The organism is Thermoanaerobacterium calidifontis (assembly GCF_055381745.1).
In genome coordinates this window covers 2641317-2660860 of record NZ_AP042436.1, presented here as the reverse complement: position 1 = coordinate 2660860, position 19544 = coordinate 2641317, and the positions used below count along the sequence as shown (strand labels likewise).

Sequence of the window (19544 nt, the reverse complement as noted above, 5' to 3'; positions counted from 1 at the left end):
TAAGTTAGGGGGTATATGGATGAGAAGTGTATTTTGGAGACTGATGCTTTCATTTATAGTTGTAGCCCTTATTCCTCTTGCAGGAACATATCACTACGTATTGGATGACAAAAGTGCCGGTGTGTTTATTTTTGTAGCTGCAGCGTCGTTTTTATTATCAATATTATTTTCAATATACATATCTTTTACGATTACAAAGCCTATAGCAAGGCTTAAAGAAGGATTTAAGAAGCTTTCAGATGGCAATTTCAATGCCAATGTTGCAAAAGGCCGCAATGATGAGATTGGCTCTTTGATAGAAAGCTACAATCAGATGGTGGATAAGGTTAAAGGTATAATCAAAAATGTCACTGAATTTGCAAAGAGTGCAGAAGCTACAGTAAGCAAGTTTACAGAGTCAATAGAGGAAGCAAACAATACTTTTACTCAGATAGCCAAAGCAGTAGAAGAAATAGCGCAAGGCTCTTCTGAACAGGCGAAAGATGCTTCAAATGCAGCAGAAATGGCTCAAAAGATGGGTCAAAACATAGACGAATCTGCAAATTACTTTAAAGCTGTTGAAGAGTCTACAAACAATGCCAATAGGGTAAGCCAAAACGGCATAGAGACCATAAATTCACTTAAGGAAAAGACGGCAGAGACGAAAAACTCCATCGACAGCGTCGTGACAGAAATAAATGAATTGCAGTCTAACTCAAGGCAGATAGAGAAGATCATAGAAGTAATCACAGGTATATCCGATCAGACAAACTTGCTGGCTTTGAACGCAGCCATTGAAGCTGCAAGAGCTGGTGAAGCAGGCAAGGGATTTGCGGTCGTAGCTGAAGAAGTGAGAAACTTGGCTGAACAGTCGAGAGAAGCTGCGGCTGAGATAGCAAAGATAATAAGCACTATAAAACAGAAGACAGATGCTACAGTGCAGCAAGCAAGCGCTGTTAAAGAAATAGCCGATGAGCAATCGAATCAAGTTGAAACTACAGCACAAGCGTTTAACGAAATAAAGTCCTCTATTGATACAATAACGAAAAATACTCGAGTCTTGAATGATGCTGTAGCAGGTCTTACTGAGTACAAAAATGAGATAATATCATCAATTGAGAATATATCTGCAGTTTCAGAGGAAACTGCTGCATCGACGGAAGAGGTATCGGCATCAACAGAGGAGCAGTCTAAGTTTATACAAGACATAAAAGATAATCTTGAAGGCTTATTGGTTACTGTAAGAGAGCTTGACAAGGAGCTTTCAAAGATCACCGTCTCATAATCCTGGCAAATGAGATCACAAACATAAGTCCGGCGGCTATTGCCAAAGCGATGCCGATGGTTTGCAGGCCTAAATCAAAGGCCTGTTTATTATTGCCCTGAATTATGGCAAGGACAGTCTTATAAGAATACGCACCAGGAACAAGAGGTATTATGCCTGGAATGACAAATATGGTGGTGGGGTACTTTTTCTTCTGAGCGAATATTTCCCCCATTATGCCTATAAAAAGCGATGCTATAAATGTAGCGGCGATGGTTGAAGGGTATATCTTCATGACAAGCAGGTAACCTGCCCATCCCACTGCACCTGAAAGTCCCGATACAACAATGGCATCAAGCGGCACATTGAATAAAAATGCAAATCCTGCTGTTGCTAAAAATCCAAAGAAAATCTGCTGTATCATAATTTGCCTCCAATCACGTACCAAATATTTAGAACGAATCCTACTCCAGCAGCTATACTTATGGCAGACATTCCGGCTTCAACGCCTCTTGATACGGCTGAAATCAAGTCACCCCATATAGCATCTCTGACTGCATTCGTTATGGCCACTCCCGGCAGCAATGTGACAATTGATCCTATTATTATGCCGTTTAAAGTGCCTATTGCGAAGTGAGAAAAGGCTAAGCCTAATAATGCTGCAAATGCACTGCCTATGATGTTTATTATGAATGTAGAAAGGCGCAGCCATTCAAAATACGTTACAATACACTGCAGTATTGTAGCTGTTATGAACGTAGGAATGAAATCTCTTATGGTACTGCCTAAAAGCATGCCAGATGATGCTGCAGCAACGCCTGCAAAGAAAACTCTCAATAAAAAGCTGTATTTGCCTTTTGACCTAATTTTTATAAGTTCATCTGCGTATTTTGAAAAGTCAAGCGTATCTAAACTTTCTTTGCTGAATCTTCTGGACAAATCGTTGACAAGAGCTACTTTGTTTAAGTCGCTATCCCTCTGCTTGACTCTAGTTATCGTCGTCTCTATTTTTCCGTTGTTTTCAATAGAAGCAAAGATTCCAGTAGGTGTTACAAATGTCTCCACTCTCTCAACTTTATTATTAAGCATCCTTTCTATGGTATCTTCACTTCTATACGTTTCACTGCCGTTTTCAAGTATTGTTTTTCCGGCTATTACGGCGAATTTTAGGAGATCTTCATGGTTCAATTGTACACATTCCTTTCATATCTGAAATCACAAGACTATTATATATTATTTTAAGCTATAAAAAAATGATGAATTTGGCTTTACTGTGTTAATGAAAAAAAGTATTTAAAATTTTATCGATATTTTGTCGAAAAACTGAGGCAAAAATCGATAAAAAACGAACTTTATATAAAAAATAATGAATATAATTCGTAAATTTAGTTGATTAAAATGATGATATCTGATAATATACTAAAGGGGATGTTGTTATACTATCAAAAAGGAGTGTTTTGAATGAAATCATACGATGTAATAATAGTCGGCGGTGGTCCGGCAGGACTTTTTGCATCCCTGGAATTGGTGAAGGAAAATAGTGGACTTAACATATTGCTTTTGGAAAAGGGAAGAGACATAAGAGGTAGACTTTGCCCTATAAGCCAGTATGGCTCAAAGTGTGCAAACTGCAAACCGTGCTCTATAACTTGTGGCATAGGTGGTGCAGGTGCATTTAGCGATGGAAAGCTTACTTTGACATCTGATTATGGTGGAGTATTGGACGAGTATATACCAAAAGGTGAGCTAAATGAGCTTATAAAGTATGTAGATGATATTTACGTAAACTTTGGTGGAACGAAAGAAGTCCATGGCACTGATAAAGCAAAAATAAGGGAGATAGAAAAAAGAGCTGCTGCGGCAGACTTGAAGTTAATCCCTGCCGTCATAAAGCATTTAGGGACTGAAAAGTGCTATGACATAATAAAAAATATTGAAGATTACTTGATGGATAAAATAGAGATAAAGACTAAAAAGATGGTTAAAGAGATATTGACAGACGGTGGCAAGGCGTGTGGAGTCGTCACAGAGGATGGTGAGAAGTACTACTCAAAGTATGTGGTAGTAGTGCCTGGCAGAGAAGGAGCAGACTGGTTTAAAAAGGAATCTGAAAGATTGTCGCTGGAGACTAAAAACAATGCGGTTGATGTTGGCGTAAGAGTAGAGATTCCTGCTGTTGTGATGGAGGATATAACCGATGTCGTCTACGAGTCAAAGTTTATATACTACTCCAAATCATTTGATGACAGGGTCAGGACGTTTTGCATGAATCCATATGGAAAAGTAGTAGTAGAAAACAACGATGGTCTAAAAACAGTAAATGGACACAGCTATAAAGACATAAAGACAGACAATACAAACTTTGCAATACTTGTAAGCAAGGAATTTACGGAACCTTTTAAAGAACCTATAGCTTACGGGAAGTATATCGCATCGCTTGCAAATATGTTGGGAGATGGCGTCATTGTACAAAGGCTTGGAGATCTTTTGTCTGGGAGAAGATCTACTCCGGAAAGGCTAAAGAGAGGGCTTGTAGAGCCTACGTTAAAAGATGCTACACCTGGTGATTTAAGCCTTGTGCTGCCGTACAGATTTCTCCAGTCTATAGTTGAAATGCTTAAGGCTCTCGACAAAGTATCGCCAGGCATCTATTCGAAACATACGCTTTTATACGGTGTTGAGGTTAAGTTTTATTCTTCGAGGGTGAAACTTACAAATAAATTTGAGACTCAGATAGAGAATTTGTTTGCTGCCGGTGACGGTGCAGGCATCACGAGAGGACTTGCACAAGCGTCTGTATCAGGCATCGTTGTGGCAAGGGAAATTTTAAATAGAGTAAAGTAAAGAAAGGGGCAAAATAATGTCAACGCTTGTAATAGTAGGTTCGCAGTGGGGCGACGAAGGAAAAGGCAAAATAACTGATTACCTTGCTGAAAAGGCTGATGTGGTTGTAAGATATCAAGGCGGAAACAATGCAGGGCACACAGTTTTAAAAGATGGTGTTGAGTATAAACTTCACTTAATACCGTCCGGCATCTTGTACCCTGACAAGATATGCATTATAGGAAATGGCGTCGTTTTAAATCCTGGTTCTTTGATTTCTGAGATGAATGAGTTGAAAAGTCAAGGAGTAGATGTGAAAAATCTCAAAATCAGTGACAGAGCCCATATAGTCCTTCCGTACCACATTAAACTTGATGAATTAGAAGAAGCTTCAAAAGGCGAGAATGACATTGGCACAACAAAAAGAGGAATTGGACCATGTTACATGGATAAATCGGAGAGAATAGGGATAAGAGCTTGTGACCTTGTAGATCAAGAAGTGTTAAGAGAAAAATTGATGATAAATGTCAAGAAGAAAAATGAGATATTCAAAAAGATATACGGTGTTTCTGAAATGAGCTTCGAAGAAATATACGAAGAATACCTTGAATATGCAAAGATACTTAAACCGTACATCGTAGATACGACTTCACTATTGTACGATTTAATAAAAGAAGGGAAAAAAGTATTGTTTGAAGGTGCACAAGGAACGCTTCTCGATATAGATTTAGGAACATATCCTTATGTTACAGCATCACACCCAATATCTGGTGGAGTAACAGTTGGAGCAGGAGTTGGTCCAACAATGATAGATGATGTAGTAGGCGTTGTGAAAGCATATACTACAAGGGTTGGAAAAGGACCATTTCCAACAGAGCTTTTAAATGAAGAAGGTGATTTTCTAAGAGAAAAAGGGCATGAGTATGGCACGACGACGGGAAGACCGAGAAGATGCGGATGGCTTGACATTGTCATAGTAAATTATGCCATAAGGCTTTCTGGCATAAGGTCATTTGCCCTTACTAAGCTTGATACTCTCACTGGATTTGAAAAGATAAAGATATGCGTAGGATATAAGTTAAATGGAAGGATAATAAACACATTTCCAGCCAGCCTGAAAGATTTAGCTATTTGTGAGCCTGTATACGAAGAATTGGACGGATGGACTGAAGACATCACAAATGTAGAAAGATTTGAGGACTTGCCTCAAAACGCAAAGAAATATGTAGAAAGGATAGAAGAGCTTACAGGTATAAACGCTTCTATAATATCTGTAGGACCCGGCAGGGAGAAGACAATAATAAGAGAAGAACTGATGAAATAACCATCAGTTCCTCTCAAAAATTTTAAAAAAGGTGTTGACAGAGTGAAACTTACCCGGTATAATATATAACTGTCAGGGCGATAAATGCTGGCGTAGCTCAATCGGCAGAGCAGCTGACTTGTAATCAGCAGGTTGAAGGTTCGATTCCTTTCGCCAGCTCTCATTTTAAGAGGATTTCAGGGTATCGAGATTTGATCGATACCCTTTTTTGTATGCGAAATTAAAATAACATTTTTTCAAGTTTATCTGTTGCCTGTTTCTGCATGTCTGGTAGTACATGAGAATAGGTATCAAGCGTTAATGTAATGCTAGCATGACCTAATCTTTCACTAACTACTTTTGGATTTTCACCTATTGCTAATAATAGGGTAGCACATGTATGCCTTAAGTCATATAATCTTATATCGGACAAATCTTCTTTTCTGAGAAGTTTCTTTATAAGCATAAGCTTCTAAAAACTTTTTGGCTTTCTCTGGTGTTAATATTCCCATTTATTTCCGTACTATATTGAATAGAAATCACACAGGCATTAGGAAATTGAACGCCTCTAATATTCTTGTACAAGTTGGTTTAAATATCTGAAATGGTATACACTTATTGTAATAAGGCTAAACACTTAAATAATTTTAGTTCATCTATCTGACTTACAACTTATATAAAATTATCTAAATAAAAGGTGGTAAGAAAATCTAACTTAGATTTTAAAAAATTATCTTGACAGATGGAGGCATTATAGACAACCGTATTAATGATTGAAGTAAATTATTTTTATTGATGTGTTATAAGTATAGTGGTATAATATACTTGCAAGTGTTTGATAAACAAACAAATGTTGAATGGAGGTGATAAAGTGTCATTAACTAAAAGAGAAAAGGAAATATATGAGCACATTAAATCAAATCCAATGGTATCACAGGAAGAACTTGCAAATACGGTTGGTATTAGCCGCTCAGCTGTCGCGGGTCATATTGCCAATTTGATTAAAAAAGGCTATATAAACGGAAGAGGATATGTAGTAAACGACAAAAAGGGCGTAACTGTAATAGGTGGAGCTAACATTGATATAAAAGGTATGACATTTGATACTCTAAAAAAGCATACTTCAAATCCTGGCCATGTCGAAATTACTCTTGGTGGAGTTGGAAGAAATATAGCCAATAACCTTGCATTACTAGATGTTCCTGTGACTTTTTTGAGTATAGTAGGAAGTGACGATGAAGGTAAAAGAATTATAACAGAGACACGAAAAACGGGTGTTAATTGCGAACATATTGCTATCTCTAATGCAAAACACACCGGAATATATTTAGCAATTATCGATAATACAGGGGACATGGATATTGCATTATCAGGGATGGAAATTTTAGAAGAGTTGAATATTAAATATCTTGAAAAAAAAATAGATATTATTAATAACAGCAGAATTGTAGTCATAGATGCAAATATTCCTGAAGCATCTATTGAATATATTGTTGATGCATGTGCAAGAAAGAATATACCTGTACTTGCTGAACCAGTTTCTATTGATAAATCAAAAAAATTGAAAGAAGTACTGGGCAATATAGATTATATTACACCAAATAGAGATGAATTAGGGTCACTGTTGGAAACCGAGATAATTAACGATGATGACATGATAAAAGCGACAAAGGAAATAAGAAAATTGGGTACAAAAAATGTTATTGTGACACTTGGTGAAAGAGGTGTTTATATAAGCTCAGATGATTATGAAGGATATCTAGATTCATATAAGGTCAATGTCATTGATGCGACTGGCGCAGGTGACGCATTAACAGCTGGTTTCATCTATGGTATTATTAATGATATGTCTATAGAAGACTCTGCAAGATATGGAATAGCTGCTGCAACATTCACATTATCATCATCTGAAACTGTAAATCCATTTCTTAATAAAAAAATTTTAGATAAAATTGTAAAGGAGAATGAATATGTATAAATATTTAGAAATAAGTGAAGAAGTTAAAAGTGCGATTGATAAAGGACTTCCAGTAGTTGCTCTTGAATCAACCATTATTTCACATGGAATGCCATATCCAGAAAATATAAAAACAGCAAATATGCTGGAGGATATAATCAGGGATAATGGTGCTGTTCCGGCAACGATAGCCATAATTAATGGTAAAATAAAGATTGGAATAAATAAAGAAGAATTAGAATTTTTAGCAACATCAAAGGACATTTTAAAAGCTAGTAGAAGAGATATTCCATCAATAATAGCAAAAGGTTTAAGCGCTGCTACAACTGTTTCTGCAACAATGATTTGTGCTAACTTGGCTGGAATAAAGATATTTGTAACTGGAGGAATTGGTGGAGTGCATAGAGGCGCTGAACATACTTTTGATATTTCCGCAGATTTACAAGAGCTTGCAAAAACAAACGTAGCTGTGATATGTGCTGGTGCAAAAGCTATACTTGACTTGCCATTAACGCTTGAATATCTTGAAACACATGGTGTCCCTGTTTTAGGATTCAAAACAGATGAACTGCCAGCTTTTTATACTAAAAATAGTGGTCTTAAAGTTGATTATATGATAAATGATGAAATCGAAGCAGCTAAAATTATAAAGGCTAAGTGGGATCTTGGATTGAAAGGTGGATTAATCATCGCAAATCCTATACCTGAAGAGTATTCAATGAATAGAGAATATATTGAAAAAGCAATATATAAAGCTTTGGAAGAAGCAGATGCAAACAATATTAAAGGTAAGAAATTAACACCATTTCTTTTGGAGAAAATCAAGGATATAACATCTGGCGATAGCTTAAAAGCAAATATTGAACTAGTAAAGAATAATGCCATAGTAGGTGCAAAAATTGCAGTAGAACTAAATAAATTAAACTAATATTAAGAAACTTAGCTAATTGTTTTTGCAGGCAGTAAAAAATATGTAGAAACAGGTACTTAGTGTAAAGTCTTTTTAAGTAAAAAAGCAGGAAAATAGCGATAAAATGCAGAAACAAGACTGTTGGAACAATATCATCACTTGTTATTTTAGCGCTGGTACCAAAGGAAACTGAAGATATTTACAGCTACAAGTAAATGAGAATATTTAAAATATAGAAAGGGGTGTTTTTTATGTCAAATATATTAGATAAGGCTAAATCAATTGAAGATTATATTATAAGTTTCAGAAGAAGTTTACATGAGGAACCTGAACTTAGTGGACAGGAATTTAAAACTCAAGAAAAGATTATGAAAGAATTAGATAAGTTAGGAATACCATATAAGAAAGCGGGAAATACCTCTTTAATAGCTACATTAAAAGGTGGAAAAAGTGGAAAAACCGTAGCTTTAAGAGCAGACATAGATGCTCTTCCGATAAACGAGGAAACAAATGTTGAATTTAAATCTAAAACTCCTGGAGTGATGCATGCTTGTGGTCATGACGCCCATGCTTCTATGCTTCTTGGGGCTGCAAAAATTTTATCAGAAATGAAGGATGAAATACCAGGTGAGATAAGATTCTTCTTTCAGGAAGCTGAGGAAACATTCTCTGGCGCGAAAAAAATAATAGAAGCAGGCGAAATGGACGGGGTAGATGCATGTTTGGGCATGCATGGAATGCCAGAATTAGAAACAGGATATGTAAATATTGAACCAGGATATAGAATGGCAGGTTGTGATACTATTTATGTTAAGTTTGAAGGAGTATCAGGCCATGGCTCAGCACCGCATCTTGCAAAGGATACCATTCATCCTGCATGTATTTTTGTTACAGATCTCCAAGGAATAGTTGCTAAAAATGTTAATCCTCAGGAGCCAATAGTACTTTCTGTAGGAAAGTTCATTGGGGGTACAAAGGCCAATGTTATTAGTAAATATACAGATATTGAAATTTCAATGAGGTACTTTGACCCAAAAGTTAGGGAAACAGTTCATGAAGCAATAAAAAGACATGCAAAGGCCATTGCGGATGCCTATGAGCTTAAAGTTGACGTAAGAATAGAGGAAAGTGCTCTCAGCCTTTATAATGATCCAGAATTAGCAAAACTAGCTGACAAGTCTGCAACAAAAGTCTTTGGAAAAGGGAAAAATAAAACCTTACCTAGATATATGGGTTCAGAGGATATGCCATACTATTTCCAGCATGCTAAAGGAGTTTATGCATTCATTGGATATAGAAATGAGGAAAAAGAAGCTATATACTTCCCGCATCATGAGAAGTTCAAGATTGATGAAGACTACTTAAAGTATGGTACAGCATTATATGTACAATTTGCTTTGGACTTTTTAAATGAATAGTATAGTATCAACTATTATGCTACTTTCAATCGTGCAATTCAGCATTCATGAGGCATAATTGTTTGAGTGATTATAGCTACTGTAATCTGAAAATTTCTGCCTCATGGTTTTACGATAATTATAGTGAATATTATTTTAACTGCTACGACAGAAATTTTATTGTAAAAAACTATGCTGCAGCAAGCAATGTTTTTAATACCAGATGCGTTGTTACTAGCTGAAACTACTTCTAAGATAATTGGTATTACTTATTTTGCAACGGTACGTATTATAGATATTTTAGGTGGATCATTGATTTGACTAATTGAAAACACATATTTGAATTTTAAGATGGCTTATAATACAGCTTTAGGGGAAGTTCCCAATATTGAAGTACTGCTTGAATTGTTTTGGAAGGCAGTTTTTTTTCTTTGAGCATCTTAGCTATTTGCTTGATCAAATGTGTATGCAAGGTGAATATTTAAACACTCTGATAAAGAATTTAGTACAATTATTACTTGCTTTGAAACAAATAGAAGTAGCCGGTGAAAAAATAATTGCTGCAGCCTAAAAAATTTCTTATGTAGATGAAATACCACAAATCTACAAAGAAATAAATAATCTTTAAGGAAGCGCTAAGCGTATAAAAGAGGTGAAAAAATGTTTTTAATAAATTCTTTTGAAATAATAGGAACCATTGCTTTTGCTATTTCAGGTGCTTTAGTTGGAATTGAAAAGAAGCTTGATTTGTTCGGGGTTACTTTTTTAGCTGTTACAACAGCTGTAGGTGGTGGGATATTTAGAGATATAATAATAGGAAATATTCCCCCAACAGCTTATGTTAATCCCACATCTTGTATAATAAGTATTATAACTGCAATTGTAGTATTTTTCTTTTATGAAAAAATAAATAAGTTTGAAACAATGATAATGATATCAGATGCATTAGGACTTGGGGTTTTCACGGCAATTGGTTGTAGAACTGCAATTACACACAGCTACAGTAACGCCTTTATAGTAATTACTATGGGGCTAAGTACAGGAATTGGTGGAGGCATAGTAAGAGATGTTCTTGCCAAAAATGTTCCGCTAGTTTTAAAAAAAGAAATCTATGCTGTGGCATCAATTGTAGGTGCCTTATGCTTCTATTATATTCATGGATACTTGCCAGATATAATATCATTATACATTTGTTGTGCAATTGTATTTATCATAAGAATTTTGTCAATAATTTATAATTTAAACCTACCTGTGCGTAACGTGGAAGATAAAAAAAATTAAATATATAATCTTAAAGACTGATGACCATATGTAGGACAAACGCGAAAAAAACATTCCTACGTTTCAAATAAATAGCGCAGTTATTGCGTAAAAGTATATTTCATGCCCCACTTTATTCAAGGGGTTATTTTAATGCGTAAAAATGTCTTTATTCTACAACTTCATTAAGGCAGTGTTATACACAGATGAAGGATTAGTCTTAATCTCATTTGCAAATTGTCATGCCTATATATTGACTTCGTACTTGGGTACGTAGGTATTTTGCTATATACGAAAAGAAATCGAAAATGGCAAATAGTTTAGGCTACTTATTCGGAGAACAAAATACGTTAGACTGGAAATACGGAATAATAAATTTATATACTGATGCTGTAGGAAATAAAATTAATTATAAAAGTGCAAGCAATTTATTTGTTTTTTTTAATATTTGGATTATAATTATAATTAGATAAGGGAAAAAGGAGGTGTTAGCATGAAATCCAATGTAGGCAGTGTTGACAAAATAGTCAGATATGTAATCGGAATAATTTTTTTACTCTTGTTATTTATCTTAAAAGGCAATGCCAGATATTGGGGACTCCTTGGACTAATACCTATACTTACGGCTGCGTTTGGCTTTTGCCCTCTCTATAAAATTTTTGGCATAAGCACAGCAAAGAAAGAAAACGAGTCAGAGAAGAAAAACTAATATGCTGTATAGAATTGAGAGTGAGCGCAATACTCACCCTCAATTTTTTATAAATTTACCAAAAAGGTGATACAATGGATAAAATCTGTTTAGAACGATTTGATTCTTATGGATATGCTCGCTATATATGTACATCATGTTATCACTGTGAAAGCAAAATGGGTATAAGTTATTGCAGCATTAAGATGAGAGGATGTTGTTCGTATTTTCCGAAATTTGAGCTTATTGATATTCATAGGATGGTTAAATCAGCCGAAGGCCTTAATGTGCTAAACAGGATAATTGATAATCCAGGAACAGTAGTGTATAGTTATTACATTCACGCAAAGGGGTATTTTGACAAGGAAGGATATGAAAAGTATATAAAGACAAACGATGATGACAGTGGAATAAAAGACAAGACGATATTTTTTAGAGCTTGTCCCTTTGTGAAAAGTGGTTTTGGGTGCACACTACCTCCTGTTTATCGCAACTATGTCTGCAATTTTTTCATCTGCGACGAGGTCATGAGCAAGGTGACTGATGATGAAATTAAAGAGCGATATGTAAGGGAGAGAGAAAGATTTGTAAAATGGGCCGAATGGGAGAATAGATCGCTGGAGGCAATTTTGTCTGAGCGCCATATAAATTTGAGAAACAACTTGGATGAATGTATAAAAGTTTTACAAGATGTGCCTCTTACAATTTTCGAATTTGCACAATTAAAAGAGCTTAGTGTATTTGACACAGACGAAAAAGAAGCGTGATAAACGATAAGAAAAAGGTATGCTTGACTTTAGCATACCTTTTTTGGTCAATATAAAAACCAGCTAAATGAAAACAAATATATAACAGACAACTAAAACAGCCATAGATATGGGAATCCCTATTTTGGCCCATTCCTTGCTTTTTATTTCCAGCTTCCCTGCTGATATGATATTCGGTATATTTCCGGGTATCAACATTCCGCCGCTAATTAAAAGTCCCATCAGAATAGCGCGGATGTGCTCAGGATCCATAGCAGGGCTTATTTCTGCTGCTGCCAATGTGGCATTGTCTAATACTGCTGAAATCATGTTTACCCAGTATAAAAGCCGAACGTTCATGTGCATCACATAATTGTCAACCAACGGCTTAAATCCTGCACTTAAAAGCTCTAAAGCCAGCAAAAATATGAAGATTTTTATTGAACGGATGACGATAAACTTAATATTTTCTATTTGCTTAATTTCCATTTCTTCTTCTTTAAAATATTCTTCCTCTTTTTTTGGTTTTGCATTATCTGTAAATCTATTCACATAAAAAGCACCTAAAATACCCATTACAAAAATTGTAGGTACAATGTAAATACCAATCGTCCTTAGAAGATAAAAGAAATCCTTTTTTAAAGCAGATATTACCAATGTTGATAAAGGTTCTCCTACAGGTGTCAGAGCTGCTCCTAAGCCAATCGAAAGGCATGCGATTACAGTGATGACCACTTTGTCTTTGTGATGTATTGGCAAGATGTGGACTATTTCAACTAAAACTAACGAGGCAACAATTGCAGTTATAATACTTGACGTAAGCCCTAATACGACTATTAAAATAAAGACAAAAATTTTAAGCGATATGTGTTTTAAAATTGACTTTACAAATTCTTTGATTTTATTTTTAAAAGTTTCAAATAGAAAACCACTTATAAAGACGGCAGCCGTTATAATGTACAAAAGATGGTTTTTTAATATATGTGATAAAAGATCAAGTGACATTGCACCTGATACGGTAACTGCGATGATGCCCATGACAAATAGAAAATATTCAATATTATCTTCTATTGCCTTTACAAAAAAAGGCACTGTTAGTATTATTAATAGTATTGCAAACAAAATAGCGTTAATCATGTAAATCACCTTTCTTTATTTTGTCCATGTAATAAAAAATAAAAAGGCAGAAAACTCATCGTGACGATGAGCTTCCCACCCTGGAAGCCAAAAATCTTGAAGCAAAAATTGCTCAACCGAAAAAAAAACAATTATTAAACTAAATTGAATTGTATCACAAAAATTGTTTTAAATCAATATTCTATATTCTGTTGCAAAACACATAGGCGTTAGTCAAGATTTGTTTAATTGACCTCATGTGATTTCTTCACGTTTATAATCTGCCGCAACAAGTCTCGAAGCTTACAAATTGCTTCTTGGTACTGCATAAATGATAATACTTTTGTGTTAAATGGATATTATATGTATGTAAAATATGTTAAAAGTTTATTACGCAATTGTTAAACTAAAATATAAAAGGCATCATTGCTGACGCCTTTTATAAAGGTTATATTATCTGTTTTATGCCTATAAGTATCAATATCAGTCCAGCGATCACTGTTGCTTTTTTTCTAAAGTTCCATCTATTTAAAAAGTCTGTCACATAGTTTCCAATCCACAAGGCAATGAAACTTATAAGAGCAGACAGAAATCCTATAAAAAAAGAGTTGAGGCCTATCATGCCAGCGCTTAATCCGCCTCCGATATTGTTTATAGATAAGGCGATGCCGAGAAATGTAGCTTCTTTAAAGTCAATGTCTTTAGAATCATCTACATCGGCTTCCTCAGGCTTTTTCAATATGTCGTATATGTTTTTCGTTTTATCGTCTATATCATAATGGCTATCGCTATTTTTTTTGAAATACGGCTCAATTGCTATCCAAAGTCCTATAGAGATAAAGAGGATCATGCTTAATATGGAGCTTATGTGCTTACTAAGTACTCCAGATATTATATTGCCAGAGATGGCGGCGATGGATGATATTATAAATGTTATTAGGGATATCCACAAATTTTTAACCGCAGTGATTTTAATTCCTCTTATGCTGTAGGCTATTCTAACGCTTATATTGTCTACATTATTGGCTAAAGCGATGAACAGTGAATAGATAAAGTGCATTCTTTGTCCCTCCTATTTTAGATTCATAATCAATATATGTTGAGAAAGTAAATATGTGTTTTGCTTAATCAAATTATGTTCTAATATTTGTGGTTTCGTATTAATATATAGTGAACAATAATATGGAGGAGCTGATTTAATGAAAAACAAAAAATATATATGGCTGGTGATCCTTGTTGCTGCCATTGGGCTTCTCATCTATTTTGCGCCTATAAAAAACAGCAACAGAACGGTGTACAATATGGATCTTAAGTACAACGACAAAGACAAGACCATTATAGGAACAGAAGTTGTAGATTTTATAAACACAGATGATGTGAATTTAAGTGAAGTGTACATGCATTTGTATCCCAACGCATTTAAAGATAAAAGCAAGGTTCCATTTACAAAAGAAGAGATGGGCTTGGCATATCCAAATGGATTTAAGCCAGGGTATATAGAGATAAATGGAGTGACTTTTGGCAAAAATGAAAAAGCTACATACAGCATTGATCAAAAAACAGGCGAGATTTTAAAGATACTTCTTCCTAAAAAATTGGGGAAAGGCGACAGGATAAGCTTCGCTATAGGTTTTAAAGTTCAGATTCCTCCATCTTGCGGCAGATTCGGCTATGGCAACAATACCATTCAGGTGACAAATTTTTATCCTATTTTGTCAGTGTACGACCAAAACGGTTGGAACAATGATCCATACTACGCATTAGGTGATCCATTTTACAGCGATGTATCAAATTATAAAGTAAAACTCGCTGTGCCGAAAGGAATGGAAGTTGCAACAACAGGTGTCGTCAAGTCTAAGACAAGACAAGGCGATATGGATGTATTAAATATAGATGCTCCAGATGTGAGGGATTTTGCTGTCGTCATGAGCTCTAAATTTAAAGTAGCAGAAGGAGATGTTGACGGCATAAGGGTCAAATCATATTACTTTGATGAAGATTCAGGATTAAAAGCCTTAAAGTACGCACAGGATGCCATAAGATTTTACAATAGTTACATAGGCAAGTACCCGTACAAAGAGTACAGCGTAGTAGAGTCTGATTTTTACATGGGTGGGATGGAGTATCCCAATTTAGTGTTTATATCAAAAGATCTCTATTCAAAAGACAATTTGTTTAATTTAGAATACGTTATAGCACATGAGACGGCTCACCAATGGTGGTATGGCGTCGTTGGGAATAATGAGGTAAGGGAAGCGTGGCTTGATGAAGGGCTTACAGAGTATACGACGATAATGTATATTGAGCGGTATTACGGAAAAGCCACGGCAGATGCGGTGTTTAAGTCCATAATCTCAGGAGAATTTTATAAGTTTTCCAAGACTAATAAGGATGATGCAATGGTGAAGACATTAGGACAATTTAAGGATTGGAATGATTACACAAATATCGTGTACAACAAAGGGGCAATGGTATTCAATGAACTCAGGAACCTTATAGGAGATGAAAAGTTTAAAGAGGTCTTAGATAAGTACTATTCAGAGTACAAATATAAAAATGCCACTACGCAGAACCTTATAGACGTAGTGGACAGTGTGACTGGAAAGGATACAGGAGGATTTTTCGAAGAATGGCTTGATTAATTTATAGTTTTTCTCTTAATCCTTATGTCTTCTCCGTAGAAGTTTAAAAGTTTAAAATTCCCAAGTATTCTTGAACACAGTCTTTCTGGGTAAATATTCATTACTTCTGATAATGGCAAATTTGTAGATATAATGAATTTCTTGTTGGCCAAAAGCCTTGCGTTGACGATGCTGAAGATTTCCTGGAGGCTGAATGGCGTAATAGGTTCAGTCCCCAGGTCATCTATTATGAGCAAGTCGCATTCTCTAAGCAAATCTGTATACTCATAGTACGAATCATTGTCAGAATTCAACTTATTAAGCCTTAGCCCTTCCACAAGGTCTGGAGCTGTCCTGTATAGGACTACTTTGCCTTTGTCTAAAAGTTCTTTTGCAACGCAGTGGGAAAGAAAAGTCTTGCCAAGTCCGGAATCTCCGTAAAAAAACAAACTTTCATTTTCATCATCAAAGTAGTCGATAAAGTCCCTGGCTACTTCTACTATGCTTTTAATATTTTCCCTCGGAGACATTTTTCCTTTGTATGGTTTATCTGAGTATAGGTGATAGTCAAAGTTGTCAAAGTTTTCGATCTTAGTTATTTCTTCTATGCTGGATTGCTTGTAGTACATATTGATAAGTTTTTGCTCAAAACATCTGCACCTTTTGTTGTTTACAAAGCCTGTATCTTTGCAGATATTGCACTCATATTCTTGCTCCATGTATGTCTCAGGGTAACCGTTAAGCCTAAGAAGTTCAGCCTTTTCCTTTTTCAGGTGAACAAGCTTATGCCTTAAGTTTTCTAAAAATTCTTTTTGGTTTTGGGGATTTAGAAAAATGGCTTTCGATATCTCTATGCCGATTTCCTTTATTTTATCGTCTATTTGCGATATCTGCGGTATCTTTCTGTAGACTTCTTCCCGCCTACTGAGGGCTTCTTTCAAGGACTTGTCCCTTAACATGTCGTATTCTCTTAAAACCTCTTGAACCAAGTTATTCACTAAATTCACCTCTTGAATGGGCTAAAAGTTTCTTTTCCAGCTCGTCTACATCGTATGTCCTCTGAGAGTATCCATTGAAGTAATTTTTAGGGACTTTGTAGTTGGGAGCAGTCTTTTTAGTGTATGGTTTTTTCTTTATTTTGTCTAAGTCATTTACAGTTCTTATGCCATCGTTGTACCAATTGATGAGTATCTGATTGATGTACGGAAAACTGGGTTCGTTTATCTTTAAAACGCATTCGTCACATGCTTTTATGATGACATCGACGTCAAAGCCTAAATCGTCCATCCACCTGTCCATCATGGCTTTGTGGGCTTCCATTACATCGTCATCTTTTAATCCCAGCGCTCTTAAGATTTTTTTGTATCTTATCCACTTTTCGCTTTCTGATTTTAAGTATGCTTCTACGTCAAGCGCTGTCTTAAGCCCTGCATCATGCCATGCAATTGCTACCTTTTCCATGTACTTAAGAGACGTCTTGTTTTTCGACACACAGTAACTTATAAGCATCGTCAAAATCTCCAGAGAGAATCCGTACTCATCTACCCAGCTTAGGTAAGTGTTCATCTCAGTTGGTGAAAGAGGTCTGCCTATCATCTTTTCTACCGTTTCAAACATCTGCTTGACTTCAGTGTCGTCAATCGACAATGTGTGTACATCATCAGATTTTTTGACAAGTGGAAGATATTCTATGTAATATTCGTTGTCAGAATACCTAAGCCTGATTACGCCAGATCTTTCCCAGAATTTCAAAGCTTTGTCTATGTCATCTTCTGACATAAAAAGCTTATCTGCCATTTCTTCCATTGAGAAGCTTTGGTTGTAATATGAATATTTAAGTCCTAAAAGGTATACTTTCACGTATTCACCTGGTGCTTCCAACATATAATGATTTATAAAAAAATTGCTAACGGGGGTGCTTCCCATATCATCAAAATCATTAGAAAAGTTACATCTGCTCATGTACACCACCTCAAGTTTAATTATAACACGATGTGTCATAACCATCAATTTAAAAGAATATAATATATATTACGACAAATTTGTCTATTTTTTAAGTTTGATATGCATAAAATTTGTAAAAAAACAAAAAATAATAACGCATTTTTGTATGCAATCTATGCGCAAATGAAAGGAGAAGACGATGGATAACGAAGATAAGTCAAACCCTTTTAGTTGCAACCTGATCAAAAAAGTTTCAATTAAAAGGCGATTTATATTAACTGCTACTTTGACGATTTTGTTTGCCGTAGTTTTCTACATGGGCATCGACAAAAGTGCATTTTTCAGTACGGAAGATCAAAGCTTAAATCATTTTGCATATAACGTAGAACAGGGAAGATTTGTGCGCATTGATAGACCCACAGCGATTGTAGTTGATGGCTTAAATGTAGTGACGCTAAAGAATAGAGAAGACGCATTGTGGGTACTTAATGATATCCTTGACAAGTACAAAAACGGGTCTATGAAAGTCTATTTCAAAAATGATGTAAAACTGGTTGAGGTAGATAGCCCTACAGTTAAAATCGAGACAGTTGGAGAAGCCTTAAAAAAGCTGGAAGGTGATGATGTTGAGACTTATACTGTAAAAGACCATGACACTCTTTGGTCAATCTCGAGAAAATTTAGCATCTCGTTAGACGACATATATAAATTAAATCCTATGGTTACCACTACAATTTTTAAAGGGCAGATTTTAAAAGTAAAAGAGCTTAAACCTGTTTTGACTGTAGTATCAGAGAGAAAAATCGTGTACATGGATGACATTCCGCATGAAACCGTTTATCAAAAAGATGGTGACATGTTTGCAGGCGCTTCCAAAGTTGTAGCAAATGGAGAAGATGGTGTCAAAATAGTTACTGCCGTTTTGAAGTATTACAATGGGCAAATATCCGAAAAAGATGTGATAAACGAAGAGGTGGTAAAAGATCCAGCAGATGAGATTGTATCTGTAGGGACTAAGACCCCTTCAGCCACAATCGCTCTTGATTATCCAATACGAGGGTATATAGTGATAACGTCCAGGTACGGGCAAAGGTGGGGAAGACTTCATGCAGGCATAGATATAGCAGCATCTATGAATGATCCTATATATGCAGCGGATGGAGGCACAGTCGTATTTGCAGGATGGGAAAATGGCTATGGAAATCTTGTTGAGGTCGATCATGGAAACGGATATGTGACGTATTATGGCCATGCCAGCAAGCTTTTGGTGAAAAAGGGAGACAAAGTTAATAAAGGACAGAAAATCGCCTTAGTTGGCATGACAGGAAATACTACAGGACCACATGTCCACTTTGAAGTCAGAAAAAATGGTGTGCCAGTAAACCCTATGATGTACTTAAAATGAGAGCCGAAATACGGCTCTTTTTTGTTCCTTAAATTTACTTTGCAATGTGCTTGACATTGGGTTATAATGTAATTGTATTACCTCATATATTTAAGTATATACATATTTTTAGTATTTTGTGAGGTGATACA

19 protein-coding genes, 1 tRNA gene and 1 other annotated feature are annotated in these 19544 nt (G+C 35.5%); of the genes, 13 read left to right on the top strand and 7 right to left on the bottom strand.

Annotated elements, in window-relative coordinates; all coding sequences use genetic code 11:
- Positions 1–19: 19 nt before the first annotated feature.
- On the top strand, positions 20–1264 hold the full coding sequence (locus ACZ42G_RS13635; RefSeq protein WP_085113218.1) for a methyl-accepting chemotaxis protein: 1245 nt from the start codon (positions 20–22) through the stop codon (positions 1262–1264).
- On the opposite strand, the gene ACZ42G_RS13630 is transcribed toward ACZ42G_RS13635, so the two are convergent.
- Both ACZ42G_RS13630 and ACZ42G_RS13625 read right to left on the bottom strand, forming a co-directional pair.
- Entirely contained in the window at positions 1251–1667 is a 417-nt protein-coding gene (locus ACZ42G_RS13630; RefSeq protein ID WP_085113217.1) for a threonine/serine exporter family protein, read from the bottom strand. The two genes, ACZ42G_RS13635 and ACZ42G_RS13630, sit on opposite strands and share 14 nt — an antisense overlap.
- Positions 1664–2431 (bottom strand): threonine/serine exporter family protein, encoded by a 768-nt coding sequence (locus ACZ42G_RS13625; RefSeq protein WP_464850867.1) that lies wholly within the window; start codon positions 2429–2431, stop codon positions 1664–1666. The genes ACZ42G_RS13630 and ACZ42G_RS13625 overlap by 4 nt, the downstream gene beginning before the upstream one ends.
- A gap of 273 nt (positions 2432–2704) precedes the next feature.
- Between ACZ42G_RS13625 and ACZ42G_RS13620 the strand changes: the two genes are divergently transcribed.
- The 3 genes from ACZ42G_RS13620 (at position 2705) to ACZ42G_RS13610 (ending at position 5549) form a co-directional block, all read left to right on the top strand.
- Positions 2705–4087 (top strand): NAD(P)/FAD-dependent oxidoreductase, encoded by a 1383-nt coding sequence (locus tag ACZ42G_RS13620; RefSeq protein ID WP_085113215.1) that lies wholly within the window; start codon positions 2705–2707, stop codon positions 4085–4087.
- A gap of 16 nt (positions 4088–4103) precedes the next feature.
- Positions 4104–5390, top strand: coding sequence for an adenylosuccinate synthase (locus ACZ42G_RS13615; RefSeq protein WP_464850866.1), 1287 nt, complete (start codon positions 4104–4106; stop codon positions 5388–5390).
- An 86-nt stretch (positions 5391–5476) separates the two neighbouring features.
- Positions 5477–5549 (top strand) — tRNA-Thr (locus ACZ42G_RS13610).
- 61 nt (positions 5550–5610) lie between these two features.
- Here the strand turns inward: ACZ42G_RS13610 and ACZ42G_RS13605 are convergent.
- Entirely contained in the window at positions 5611–5835 is a 225-nt protein-coding gene (locus ACZ42G_RS13605) for a tyrosine-type recombinase/integrase (protein ID WP_274893662.1), read from the bottom strand.
- 405 nt (positions 5836–6240) lie between these two features.
- Here ACZ42G_RS13605 and ACZ42G_RS13600 point away from each other — a divergent pair, with 405 nt between their 5' ends.
- The 7 genes from ACZ42G_RS13600 (at position 6241) to ACZ42G_RS13570 (ending at position 12348) form a co-directional block, all read left to right on the top strand.
- Positions 6241–7347, top strand: coding sequence for a carbohydrate kinase (locus ACZ42G_RS13600; RefSeq protein WP_274893661.1), 1107 nt, complete (start codon positions 6241–6243; stop codon positions 7345–7347).
- Positions 7340–8254 carry a pseudouridine-5'-phosphate glycosidase gene (locus ACZ42G_RS13595; RefSeq protein WP_274893660.1) on the top strand — a complete coding sequence of 305 codons (915 nt, stop codon included), beginning with the start codon at positions 7340–7342 and terminating at the stop codon, positions 8252–8254. The genes ACZ42G_RS13600 and ACZ42G_RS13595 overlap by 8 nt, the downstream gene beginning before the upstream one ends.
- 233 nt (positions 8255–8487) lie before the next feature.
- Entirely contained in the window at positions 8488–9654 is a 1167-nt protein-coding gene (locus ACZ42G_RS13590; RefSeq protein WP_274893659.1) for an amidohydrolase, read from the top strand.
- 62 nt (positions 9655–9716) lie between these two features.
- The gene (locus ACZ42G_RS13585; RefSeq protein ID WP_168170209.1) at positions 9717–9875 is read left to right on the top strand and encodes a hypothetical protein; all 159 of its coding nucleotides are present in this window, start codon (positions 9717–9719) and stop codon (positions 9873–9875) included.
- Positions 9876–10293: 418 nt separating this feature from the next.
- Complete coding sequence (locus ACZ42G_RS13580; protein WP_085113534.1) at positions 10294–10914, top strand: trimeric intracellular cation channel family protein; 621 nt, start codon at positions 10294–10296, stop codon at positions 10912–10914.
- Positions 10915–11386: 472 nt separating this feature from the next.
- A complete protein-coding gene (locus ACZ42G_RS13575; RefSeq protein ID WP_464850863.1) occupies positions 11387–11602 on the top strand; it encodes a YgaP family membrane protein in 216 nt (71 codons plus the stop codon).
- A gap of 74 nt (positions 11603–11676) precedes the next feature.
- On the top strand, positions 11677–12348 hold the full coding sequence (locus ACZ42G_RS13570; protein WP_274893658.1) for a hypothetical protein: 672 nt from the start codon (positions 11677–11679) through the stop codon (positions 12346–12348).
- Positions 12349–12411: 63 nt separating this feature from the next.
- Here ACZ42G_RS13570 and ACZ42G_RS13565 read toward each other — a convergent pair whose 3' ends face one another.
- On the bottom strand, positions 12412–13464 hold the full coding sequence (locus ACZ42G_RS13565) for a DUF1646 family protein (protein WP_464850861.1): 1053 nt from the start codon (positions 13462–13464) through the stop codon (positions 12412–12414).
- 69 nt (positions 13465–13533) lie between these two features.
- Positions 13534–13582 (bottom strand) — a sequence feature (sodium ion sensor (DUF1646 type); this cis-regulatory element may regulate processes involved in with the transportation of sodium ions).
- 309 nt (positions 13583–13891) lie between these two features.
- Positions 13892–14503 (bottom strand): sporulation membrane protein YtaF, encoded by a 612-nt coding sequence (gene ytaF, locus ACZ42G_RS13560; RefSeq protein WP_085113440.1) that lies wholly within the window; start codon positions 14501–14503, stop codon positions 13892–13894.
- 139 nt (positions 14504–14642) lie between these two features.
- Here ytaF and ACZ42G_RS13555 point away from each other — a divergent pair, with 139 nt between their 5' ends.
- Complete coding sequence (locus ACZ42G_RS13555; RefSeq protein ID WP_464850859.1) at positions 14643–16085, top strand: M1 family metallopeptidase; 1443 nt, start codon at positions 14643–14645, stop codon at positions 16083–16085.
- Here the strand turns inward: ACZ42G_RS13555 and ACZ42G_RS13550 are convergent.
- Both ACZ42G_RS13550 and ACZ42G_RS13545 read right to left on the bottom strand, forming a co-directional pair.
- Positions 16082–17062 (bottom strand): ATP-binding protein, encoded by a 981-nt coding sequence (locus tag ACZ42G_RS13550; protein WP_464850858.1) that lies wholly within the window; start codon positions 17060–17062, stop codon positions 16082–16084. The genes ACZ42G_RS13555 and ACZ42G_RS13550 overlap by 4 nt on opposite strands.
- Complete coding sequence (locus ACZ42G_RS13545) at positions 17055–18026, bottom strand: DnaD domain protein (protein ID WP_464850856.1); 972 nt, start codon at positions 18024–18026, stop codon at positions 17055–17057. The genes ACZ42G_RS13550 and ACZ42G_RS13545 overlap by 8 nt, the downstream gene beginning before the upstream one ends.
- Before the next feature lie 181 nt (positions 18027–18207).
- Here ACZ42G_RS13545 and ACZ42G_RS13540 point away from each other — a divergent pair, with 181 nt between their 5' ends.
- Complete coding sequence (locus ACZ42G_RS13540; RefSeq protein WP_274893652.1) at positions 18208–19413, top strand: peptidoglycan DD-metalloendopeptidase family protein; 1206 nt, start codon at positions 18208–18210, stop codon at positions 19411–19413.
- Positions 19414–19544: the final 131 nt, after the last annotated feature.